The 11670-nt window shown below is 50.8% G+C and carries 9 protein-coding genes; all 9 read right to left on the reverse strand.

Annotation, left to right across the window (positions count from 1 at the left end; all coding sequences use genetic code 11):
* Positions 1–2: 2 nt before the first annotated feature.
* Positions 3–749 carry a nitrilase-related carbon-nitrogen hydrolase gene (locus MLAB_RS07590; RefSeq protein ID WP_011833801.1) on the reverse strand — a complete coding sequence of 249 codons (747 nt, stop codon included), beginning with the start codon at positions 747–749 and terminating at the stop codon, positions 3–5.
* Positions 750–792: 43 nt separating this feature from the next.
* Positions 793–1065, reverse strand: coding sequence for a DUF5654 family protein (locus MLAB_RS07595; protein ID WP_011833802.1), 273 nt, complete (start codon positions 1063–1065; stop codon positions 793–795).
* A 46-nt stretch (positions 1066–1111) separates the two neighbouring features.
* Complete coding sequence (locus MLAB_RS07600; protein WP_011833803.1) at positions 1112–1879, reverse strand: amino acid ABC transporter permease; 768 nt, start codon at positions 1877–1879, stop codon at positions 1112–1114.
* A gap of 1 nt (position 1880) precedes the next feature.
* Positions 1881–2624, reverse strand: a complete 744-nt coding sequence (locus MLAB_RS07605) for an amino acid ABC transporter ATP-binding protein (RefSeq protein ID WP_011833804.1) — start codon at positions 2622–2624, stop codon at positions 1881–1883.
* A complete protein-coding gene (locus MLAB_RS07610) occupies positions 2621–3307 on the reverse strand; it encodes an amino acid ABC transporter permease (protein WP_011833805.1) in 687 nt (228 codons plus the stop codon). The genes MLAB_RS07605 and MLAB_RS07610 overlap by 4 nt, the downstream gene beginning before the upstream one ends.
* A 70-nt stretch (positions 3308–3377) precedes the next feature.
* Complete coding sequence (locus MLAB_RS07615; RefSeq protein ID WP_011833806.1) at positions 3378–8096, reverse strand: DUF3320 domain-containing protein; 4719 nt, start codon at positions 8094–8096, stop codon at positions 3378–3380.
* Between the two features lie 49 nt (positions 8097–8145).
* Complete coding sequence (locus MLAB_RS07620; protein WP_011833807.1) at positions 8146–9768, reverse strand: flippase activity-associated protein Agl23; 1623 nt, start codon at positions 9766–9768, stop codon at positions 8146–8148.
* 267 nt (positions 9769–10035) lie between these two features.
* The gene (gene rpsJ / locus MLAB_RS07625) at positions 10036–10344 is read right to left on the reverse strand and encodes a 30S ribosomal protein S10 (protein ID WP_011833808.1); all 309 of its coding nucleotides are present in this window, start codon (positions 10342–10344) and stop codon (positions 10036–10038) included.
* Between the two features lie 39 nt (positions 10345–10383).
* Positions 10384–11661 (reverse strand): translation elongation factor EF-1 subunit alpha, encoded by a 1278-nt coding sequence (gene tuf, locus MLAB_RS07630; protein WP_011833809.1) that lies wholly within the window; start codon positions 11659–11661, stop codon positions 10384–10386.
* Positions 11662–11670 lie beyond the last annotated feature (9 nt).

Genomic DNA, 11670 nt, shown 5'->3' on the forward strand with positions numbered 1-11670 from the left:
TTTTACACCCTCATCCCCCACTCCCTCCTCATCTCCCGCACCCCATCCACATCTACCTCGCCCGAGCATCCCCCTTCAAACACCCCACCATCACAAATAACCCTCCCCTCATAATCACACACCATGCTCCGCCCACAGTAATCCGTTCCCGACGCGGGATCATATCCCATACACGCAGCCCCGAAAACAAATCCCCTGTTCTCCAATGCCCGGGCCCGAAGTAAAAGCTCCCAATCCGCGACCCGTGCCGCAGGCCAGGCTGCCTGAACCAGAACGCACTCGCACCCCAACTTCAGATACGCGCGGAATAACTCGGGAAACCGCAGATCAAAACAGATCGCACACCCAAACTTCACCCCGCCATACTCAAACGTCACCGGCCGGGCACCCGGTGAAAAACACCGATCCTCCTTACCCGGCACAAACAGATACATCTTGGAATACTCGGCAATGACCTCGCCTGACGGACCGCACACGAGCATAGTATTCTGCGGCAACCCGCCAGCTTCCACTTTCTGATAGGAACCAACAACGCAGACATTATGCTTCGCTGCGAGGGCAAGCCACCGGCATTTCACATCCTCAGCCGAGACCGGAGCGGGGGCGGGTCGCCATCCGGTCGCAAACTGCTCGGAAAACACCACTATATCTGCTGTCCCGGAATATTCTTTAAGAAAAACATCTGCTTTCGCAAAAGCAGCATCAACATCATCCCACACCTGAATCAGCTGGGCACAACAGACTCGCATATTAACTATTAAAGCGTGTCCGGAAAAAAAGATTTGGATGGAATCACTCCTTCTTATTTTGAAAGACCTTTCCTTTAACTTTGTCGACTTTTTCCTTTGTCTTACCTGAGACGTATCCTATCCACACCGTAAAGACAACGGCGATAATCGTCACAAAAGCGGCATAACCAAGCATCGCAGGGATATCACTCTGACTTCCAAAAATCTCCTTAAATATCGCCTGAATCGCGGAGTTCCATGCAAGAGCCGCAACCAGACCGAACGCTGCGGTGATAAGCGCAGCGAGTTTGTCTATAACATCAACAGATAATGACATGATAGAGAATAGGAAAACAGAATATTTAAAAGATTTCTAAAAGGATTTAGTGTTCTTTGGTGACTTTTCCAACAACGCCCGAGACGCCGGGGATCGCATACTTCTTCTCAAGCCAGTGGACACCGATCGTTGTGATCGTCACGAGAATCAGATAGAAAACTCCTACTGCCGCAAATGCCTCGAAGTACATGAAGTACTTGCTTGCAATAATTTTTGCCGCACCGGTAAGTTCGATTACCGCAACCACATAGGCCAGCGACGAGTATTTTATCAGATAAATAAACTCGTTTGAAACACCCGGAAGAGCACGGCGAAGTGCCTGCGGGACAACCACATACATAACTCCCTGTGCTTTCGTCATGCCAAGTGATCTGGCCGCAAGCAGCTGACCGCGTTTTATCGACTGGAGTCCCCCACGGAGATACTCGGAGTTATATGCCGAGTTACACAAAATAAACCCGACAAGAGCAGAGAAATAGGATCCGAGAACGATCCCGATCGACGGCAGACCAAAGTACAGAATAAACAGCAGAACAAGAAGCGGACATCCACGGAAAAAGATGACATACAGTTTTGCAAGCCATTTGACCGGCGTGGGCCCGTAAACTCTGGATACAGCCACAAGAAGACCAAGAAGGAGACCGAGTGGTGCCGTCATGAGCACAAGCTGGATCGTCACCACTAACCCATCCCAGAGAGCTGGGAGCAGAATATCCTGCCAGAAGGGTATTTGGGAAACGAACGAGTCTATGGCGTTCTGGAAAAATCCGCTTATCCCGTCTGCAGGCACAGATGTACTGGTCAGATTATCCATATCACTCGTCTGCGTAACTGCCCATAAACGCACGTGTTTTCACAAAATTCGGACTTGTCGGGATCTCTGACGGCGGACCGTGTTCAACGATCTCTCCCTTCTCCATCAGATAAATCTCAGTCGCAAATGAGGTGGCGAATTTCATTTCATGCGTAACGACGATACAGGTCATCCCCTGAGCCGCAAGGGTCCGCATGACCTCCATCACCTCGCGTTTCAGTTCTGGATCGAGAGCTGAGGTTGGTTCATCGAAAAGCATGACCTCGGGATCCATCGCAAGAGCCCTCGCAATAGAAACACGCTGGGCCTGACCACCCGATAACTGCGCCGGATAAAAGTCCGCACGGTCGGCCATACCAACCTGCTCAAGTTCATGCATCGCCTTTTCATGTGCAGATTTTTTATCCATCTTTTTTACTTTCAGCAGGGCGAGCTCGACGTTTTTGACTGCAGTCAGATGATCGAAGAGGTTGAAGTTCTGGAAGACCATGCCCATCTTCTGCCGATACTCATTGATTTTCTTGCCGGAATGAACGATCTCTTCTCCGTTGAGATAGACAAACCCGCTGTCGGGGATTGTCAGCTGATTTATGCACCGAAGAAGCGTCGATTTTCCGGTACCTGACGGACCGACAAACACCTTCTTCTCTCCTTTGCGCACTTCGAAGGATACGGATTTCAAAACCTCGAGATCTCCATACGATTTGCAGAGGTTCTCGACTTTGAGAATGGGGACATCACTCATAAACACTCAGCCTCGTTATTGCCGAATCCCGGGATCCGGACTTTCTTTTCTATATATTGGATAATCATCATACCTCCGTAATTCAACAATATGAATATCACAGCGCAGGTGAGATACAGGAGCATGGGTTCGCCGGTCCGGGAAATCACCTGACTCGTTCTGGTCAGCAGCTCGGCAACGCCGATCACATAGGCAACAGCTGAGTCGGTGAGAAGAACCGGGTATTCATTCGACCAGCCGGGAAGAGAAAGACGAAGCGACTGGGGGAGAATGATCGAGCGGATTGCCTGCCATTTTGTCATTCCAAGAGAACGTGCTGCAAGCATCTGACCTTCCGACAAAGACTGGATAGCTCCACGGAAGATCTGTGACTGGTAGGCTGCACTCCTAAGTCCGAGCACGGTCACGGCAACGCCGAACACCGGCATATCCCATGACATGAACGGGAAGAGCGCGAAGTAAAACAAAAACAGTAATACGATATTGGGGAGTCCGCGGAAGAACCAGACATAAACACCGACGAACCAGCGGACCGGGCGCGGACCATAGACTTGGCCGAGAGTCAAAATGATTCCGCAGATAAATCCGATTAAGAGGGAAAAACCAACTAAAAGAAGGGTTACACCCACACCTCCCAGGAGATACCCGGCGGAGTTCGTTACTGCGGAAATCGACTCAAACATATTATCTAAAAACCCGAAAGACTGTTGCTCACTTTATTGGACCTGCCATCTGAAAAAAGGTGTGGAAATACTATTCAGCGTTACGAAGGAGTTTGTCGCCTTCGGTGGCAATACTCCCGGAAGAAATCGCAGCATCGATACCCATTTCCATCCGTTCCTTGACCGGGGCAGTGAGCTTGAACCCAAGGACAAGCGCTGTCTGCCGGACAAGATCCGATTTCGGCGTGGAAAACTGTTTGCCGAGAATAATCTCGGCGGCAAGACCGATCTCCAAAAGCGACACGTCATTACAGGACCATTTTGCAGGACGTTCGCGTGCTGCCAATTCCTTATTTGGAACCGAGTAGAATCCCTCGTCATCCACAGTCAAACGATCGGCGTTCACTTCATCCTCCGCGAGTGAAGCAATCTTCTTCTTGATTGCGGGCGTCATCTTCGAAACGCTTCCAAGTTCCTTTATCCGGGCATGCAGCACGCTCAAAGAGATCGGACCTTCGACTGAGATGATCTGAAGCATCGCCGTAGTAAGTACGGAATCGGGCACGGATGAGAACTGGTGATACTTATTCAGATCGCACTCGGTGCAGAAAACATACGGTTCGACCTTTACCTTGGCATAAGCGGGCTGTTTTATCACAGGGGTTTCTTCTATGATCAGTTCCGGAGACGCCGAGGTCGGCTCTATCTTTGGAGGCTCCTCGACAATCTCCGCGGCAGGCTCGATCGGCTTTTGTATGTCTGCAAGGAAGTCCAGAAGAATCTTCGTGCAGGAAACCGGATGCTGGAACCACTCGGCAGACCATATCCGGATGAGGTGCCACCCGAGTCCTTCAAGGACCTGGCTACGCAGACGGTCACGATCACGCGCTACGTCAGATGACCAGTAATTCGATCCATCGCAGAGAATCCCCGCCATATACACGCCTGGATCTTTCGGATCGGAAACAGCGATATCGATCCTGAATCCGACACATCCGACATTACGGGAAACCGTATACCCATAATCCTCAAGCATTACTGCCACGGATTCAGGGAAGTATTCCGTATCATCCACGCCTCTGATATCGGAGCCGCTCATCATCGAAGAGCGGTCTTCCGCATAGGTCAGGAAACGCGAGAGGGCGGCAACACCGGATGAAGAATCCGGATCGATCTGCAGATCTGCCCCGCGGAAGTTGGAAAACACCACGCACCGTTCCCGTGCACGGGTAATAAGGACGTTAAGCCTCCGCTCGCCGCCGGCCTGATTCAACGGTCCGAAGTTCCGGGAAAGCCGGTGGTTCTCATCGAATCCGTATCCGATACTGATAAGCATCGTGTCGCGTTCATCGCCCTGAACAGTTTCCAGATTCTTTACAAAGAAATGTTCGCCGTTTGCCGGCCGCATCAGCATCTCGACTTCAGGGTGGGTTCGGAGAAGAACATCCACCTCATGGCGGATGGCTTCCTGCTGACGGGTGGAAAACGTGGCAACACCAAGCGTCTTATCAGGATACTTCAGATAATATTCGATCACGGATTCAGCAACCACTTGGGCTTCACCTTTGTTCACGCCGGATTTTCCGCGTTCATATATCGTATTCGGCAGGTGAACAAAGGAGAGGCCAAGATCGGGAGTTTCGTGCCGCGGCGAGGGGAAGACCATCAGGCTTCCGTCATAGAACTCCTCATTCGACAGGGCAATAAGCGATTCATGCCTTGATCGGTAATGCCAGCGAAGCCTCCGTGTCGGGTACGACTGCTTACAAACATGCAGAAGGCTTTCCATATCCCCGATCCCGGCAACAGACTCCTCATCATCCTCATCCGGGCCGGCGATCTGATCAAAGAACGTCGTCGGCGGGAGCTGACGGGAATCACCCATCACCACAAGCTGACGGCCGCGCATCAAAGCACCCAAAGCATCCTCCGGTCTGACCTGACTCGCCTCATCAAAAATAATGATGTCGAACTGAACGGAATGGGGATCCAGATACTGAGCAACGGAAAGAGGGCTCATCATAAAGCAGGGTTTGATCTGCTGAATAAGTCCTCCAGCCTTTGTCATCAGGGTTCGAATCGACATATGGCCGCGTTTTCTGTTGAACTCGCCGGTCAGAACACCCATCTCCGAATCACGGGAGGCACCCACATAGATTTCAGGAATCGTTTGATCCAGTTTCTGAATGATTCTGGCCGCATTTGCGGAAATCGCTGCACGGTCATACTCGGCAAAGGTCTTGATCTTCAGTTCATGAGGCGCCTGGGCAAACCTCGCAAGAAGAGGACGAACACGATATGCTTCTTTCAAAAGAGCATCCGCATAGCCGGTAAGATATGCCGGGATGAGAGCCTCGGCTGAGATCTTGTCGGTAAAGAGCAGAGGCAGCACAGGGGCCGCCGTTGTCTTTTCGCAGGTTTCCGCATACGTAAGGAACGTACTCCATTCACTCAGCCGGTCGATCTCCGTGATCCAGAGATCGGTAAGCTTGCGCATTGAAGCAAACGTCTGATCCGTTTCAAATTCTTGTATCCCTAGGCGGGTAAACAGAACATCGCGTGATTCGCTGTGGGCAATCACCGCATCTTCGAGCTGTTCAAACAGCGGTGAGAGGGACTGCGGGGTAATCTGCCCTGAACAGAGCAGTTCGATGGTGTGCGGCGTGATCAGCTCTTCCTGCACCATCGTCAGGACCGCAAGAACCCATTCGGTAAAGCTGCGAAGGGAAGCAGGATCGGTCTCTTCATCCTTCCAGACTGGAGCAAACAAAGATAGATACGCAGCTTTATCCTGAGCCCATACATCACGCGCAGTCAGATAGTTCCGTGCATCTTTCAGATCCGAAAGGATTTTGGAATCATCAGGCACGGGACCGACATAATACCTGGCGATATCGGCCTTAAGTTTCTTGTATCCACCGGAAAAGAGTTTGCCAAACGCGCCTTTTTCCGAATAAGCAAGGAACTCAGAGTAGAGACGGGCGGGATTGCGAAGATAGATCTCCGGGGTAAAGTTTGTCTGAATCCGGGAATTATGATCATGCAGATCCTGCATATTGGCAATAAGCCGGTTCAGTTCAGCCTGTTTTCCCCACAAAGGATTATTCAGTATTTCGAGCGTCACCGAATATCCCTTCAGCAGATACCGGCAGGTCTCGATCAGGCGGGACACCTCGGTCTCGCTTCGGGGGACCGGGATGTCCGTCAGATCGAAAACGGCACGCATAACGGTCTGAAGATCCTGGATTTTTTCCTGATAGGTTATTACCAGATCACGGATATCATCCATATCGCGTGGAAGGATCATACCGGGCCTGGTCATAGCCCACGGATGATTCGAAAGAGACTCGCCGTCTTTAAGCAAAATCGGCAGGTATGATGCGATCTCCTGCAAAGAAGAGACCGCAGCCTTGTACTCATCCGGGGTTATTTCAACGGCATTCTCGATGGGAATCTTTTGGAGCCGATAATTTTTCCGGTGCGGACTGCTTTCAAACTCATACCGATACTGCTCCCTGATGCCGAACAGATCATATGGTGTAAATCCGCAGGCACCGATCGGTGTCTTGAGTTCATGACAGTACCCGCTCAACTCGGTTTTCAGCGAATCGATCTGACCCGGATCATAGGCTGAGCCGGCTGTTTCTGGTGAAGGATGCTGGAGACTTTTCTCAAGTTCGCGAATGAGCTCGGTCTTCTTTGCTTTCTGACTGTGAAGTTCCAGACAATACGGAGAAAGACCGGCTACGTCCAAGCGGCGTTTCACGACTTCGAGAGCAGCCATCTTTTCACTGACGAACAATACCGTCTTACCGACAGCCAGCATCTCGGCAATCATGTTTGCGATCGTCTGGCTTTTGCCCGTACCCGGCGGCCCTTCGACCACAAGATTTCGGCCGGCCTTTGCCTCCTCGATCACGGCGATCTGGGAGGAGTCGGCATCCAGAATGCTGAAGCTGCGTTCGCTTGGGAGCCGGAGATCCGCCTCTTTTTCCGGGAAGGGCGGGGCAGGATTGGCCTCGGCTTCCGGATGGAATAGCCTTTTGATCAAAGGATTTGCCTCAAGCGGGGAACTTCCTTCCCAGCCGGCAGGATCCAGATCCTTGAACATCACAAATTTACGGAAACTAAAAAGATCAAGTGAGATACCGGGGATGAATTTCCAATCTTTTTCGGCAACCGTTTCCTGAATGGTGGTGAAATAAGCTGATATCTCCTCGACCGTCTCCGGATGTCCAAGATCCGGAAGAACGACGCCCTGTTCGGCAAGTTTTGCAACCAGTGACAGGGAAAGGGTTGGATCTTCTCCGGTCCACCTAAGCGTATAGTTTTCTTTGATCTTCTGACGTTCCAGATCGACCGGGATAAGAAGAAGCGGAGCGGTGAAGGGTTTTGCCGGGCAGTCGCGTTCGGTCCATTCGACAAACCCGAGAGCAAGATAGAGAACCGGATATCCCTGCTCTTCAAAAACAGTCCGGCTTTTGTTCTGAAGACTGTAGAGTTTTTTGCGGAGCTCGATGTCGGTATAGGAGGTATGGAGGATAAGATCGGCATACTTTGCGGTCTTGGAGAAGGTAGGATACTTCCAGATGCGTTTGTCCTCAGACTCGGTTTGTGAAGCTTTGCCGGACGGATAAAACTTCATCCCCTTCTCATCAAGAACAAGGAGCCGATAGATATCCGCTGGATCACCGTCGATGACCTCGATCGATCTGCCGGGAGACGGTTTATAGTTCAGCAGATTGCTGCGGACCGTCAGATCCAGTAATCTGCTGCGTAGTTCTTCCAGTTCCACGATTCCCTGTTCCATGTACACATCCCTATAGATGTACCTATATTGGCGGGCAGACTCTTAGTAGTTATGTGATCTGAGTCGTGCGGGTAAACACATCGAAGTTGTAACTGCCGATTTTACCAGCACGGGTGAAGAAGTATGCGATCCAGCCAGGATCCTCCCCGGTACCTGGACAGTCGATCCAGTAGTTCAGCCGGATCGTTTCTTTTGTGTACCCGTCAAGCGAGTCGTAACTCTCGTCATCATGGGTGATGATGATATCATAGTCTCCCGAAAGAAGCGTGGACGAATCCTTCAGTCCTCCATAATAGGTAAATCTGTCCCAGGCATCACCGCGGTAATACCACATAAAGGGCCAGGCCTGATCGGTCGCAAGAGCAACTCTGTCAGAGGCATCGATCGCTGCCATCAGGGGAACAAGATCCTCCGAGTTCTGGACCTGAATGATCGGCTCGGCGATATCCGTCGGCGTGTATGCCACATAACAGGTTGTGGCAAACAAAAGGACGGCACATACAACAAGAAGGATCTTCCAGTATTTTCCGGTAAAGGTGAGAGCGAACGCTGCGACGAAGATCATCGGCACCAGCTGATGGAGAGAAAGCCAGGGAACTTTTTCCCCGATGTAGGCATAGGTAAGGCAGGCGATCAATGTCCAGTAAACGGCAAACCGGATAAACTCCTTTTTTCTGTCAACAAAGACGGGAGCTTCCGGCCGGCGAAACAAGGCCGCAAAGGAGAACTTCTTTTTTGGTTCAGTTTGTTCTTGTTCCTCCGGATTTTCCAACTCATCTTCTTTTTCAGATGACCGTTTTTTGCCGGTCACTAGGAAAATGACGATGCCTGCTGCTGCCAGAATAAGGATCGGCAGTTCATACAAGATGAACATCAGGAGATAGAACACCGGCGGCCCGGCGATCCGCTGTTCGTTGTGCATCGCAATCCAGTGTTCGATGGCCATAGGACCTGCCTGCAGGATCATTTCGGGATGGGCCCAGAATGAGGAATACAGCGTGCAGATGATTCCAGCGAAGATAATGACCGCGATAATGAGATCACGGATCCATTTTTCCGGAAGAGTGATCTTTCTGGTCCAAAGAAGATAGAGGAAGAATACGCCGAAGGTAACAAGGATCAGCGGCATATTTTCCTTGGAACACATGCCGAGAGCCGCCGCCACGGCCGCGAGGGCCAGATAATACCATTTGCCTTTATCCAGCCATGCAAGGAAGGCAACGACCAGAAGGAGTGAGAAGAAGGCCACGAAGATATCGTTTCGTAAAAACCGGGAGAAGTAGACCAGTTCCGGAGCGATCGCAAGGAAAAGTGCCGCGATGACGGCGACTTTGCCGGTGAGATACCGCAGTCTGTACAGCCAGTAGACGAGAGGTATGAGAGCGCAGCCGGCAATACAGGGAAGGATTCTGCCGACTAGATCGGAGTCGCCGAATAGAGCGAACATGGATGCCGTGATGTAGTATAGGAAGGGTCCGTGATATACCGGATCATACAGGTAATTGCCGGTGGTCAGAAGCTGATAGGAAAACCAGGCATGAATCGCTTCATCGTGATGAAAGAGCTTGAGATCCAGAAAAGCGAATCTGAGAATGATCGCCAGAATCAGAATGGCAAAGATCACGTGCTCGACACGGATACGATTTTTTATATTCTGTATAAACGGAAGCATGGATGCGTAAAGTATGTTTGTCAGGATAGGATATGAATATCTGTGTCCGAACGATCATTTGTTAATAAACTTGGCTTACATTTTATCACAGGAGTGTGCCATAGTCATAAAGAAGTAAATCATGATCCAGATAGAAAGTATTACTCAAAATAATCGATTCAAGCATTCCGATTCCGTCTTGATACAACGTAAAATAGGAAATATCAAACGCGATACAATGCTAAAAACAGAAAAATATATTCAAAGAAAAAAACGGGGGGATCCCGTTCAGTTCTCTAAAACGATCTCGATGCTGATATCTTTTGGAACCTGGATTCGCATAAGCTGCCTGAGTGCACGTTCATCGGCGTCAAGGTCGATGAGGCGTTTGTGCACACGCATCTGCCAGCGATCCCACGTTGCCGTACCTTCTCCATCAGGGGACTTCCGGATTGGGACGATAAGTCTCTTGGTCGGCAGGGGGATAGGTCCAGCCATATTTACACCGGTACGTTCTGCAATCTCACGGATACGGGTACATACCGTCTCCACTTTCTCATAATCAGTCCCTGTCAGGCGTATTCTGGCTTTTTGCATTTTCTAAGTCACCACAAAAAATTCGAGTGAGCGATGAGATTATCTCATCTGCTTTGCTTTAACGCTCAGAACAAGACCTGCTGCAACGGTCATACCCATATCACGGACAGCGAATCTGCCGAGCTGCGGGAGTTCCTTTGCAGTCTCAATGACGAGCGGGCGGGTCGGAGTGATGGTACAGATTGCTGCATCGCCGGCCTTGAGGAATGCCGGGTTCTCTTCCTTAACCTGTCCGGAGCGTGGGTCCAGCTTCTTGTTAAGTTCGGTGAACATACATGCAGTCTGTGAGGTGTGGCAGTGGAACACCGGGGTGTATCCTACGGAAAGGACGGACGGGTGCTGGAGAACGACGACCTGTGCGGTGAATTCCTCTGCAACGGTCGGCGGGTTCTCGATCGGACCACAGACATCGCCGCGGCGAACATCGTTCTTTGCGATACCACGGACGTTGAAACCAACGTTGTCTCCCGGAAGTGCTTCGGGGAATTCTTCGTGGTGCATCTCAATGGACTTAACTTCACCGGTAACGTTTGCCGGCATGAAGGAGATCTTCTGTCCTTTCTTGAGGATACCGGTCTCAACACGGCCTACTGGGACGGTTCCAACACCGGAGATGGTGTAGACATCCTGAATCGGGAGTCTGAGCGGCTTGTCGGTCGGCATGTCGGGCATCTTGAAGAGATCAAGTGCTGCAAGAAGTGTCGGGCCCTTGTACCAGGGGGTGTTTGCCGATGCTTCCTTAATGTTGTCACCGCAGAATGCGCTGATTGGGATGAAGGGGGTCTCGGCCGGTTTGAATCCAACGGACATGATGAGCTTGGTCATCTTGTCTTTTGCTTCGTTGTACTTCTCTTCGGAGTAGTTGACTGCATCCATCTTGTTGATGGCGACGATGATCTGGTTGATACCAAGAGTCTTGGACAGGAAAACGTGTTCCTTGGTCTGTTCCATCGGGCCTTCGGTTCCGGATACGACAATGATTGCTGCATCAGCCTGGGATGCACCGGTGATCATGTTCTTAACGAAGTCACGGTGACCTGGACAGTCGACAACGGTAAAATTGTATTTCGGGGTTTCGAATTTCTTGTGAGCGATATCGATGGTAATACCACGTTCACGCTCTTCCTTGAGGGAGTCCATTACCCAGGCGAACTCGAAAGTTGCTTTTCCTTTTGATTCTGCTTCTTTCTTGTATCCATCAAGAATGTGCTGCTGTACGACACCGGTCTCGAAGAGAATCCGGCCAACGGTTGTTGACTTACCGTGGTCAATGTGACCGATAACGGCAAGATTCATGTGGGGCTTTGCTGCTGCCATGATAATGTA

This window comes from Methanocorpusculum labreanum Z (assembly GCF_000015765.1).
GTDB classification, from domain to species: domain Archaea; phylum Halobacteriota; class Methanomicrobia; order Methanomicrobiales; family Methanocorpusculaceae; genus Methanocorpusculum; species Methanocorpusculum labreanum.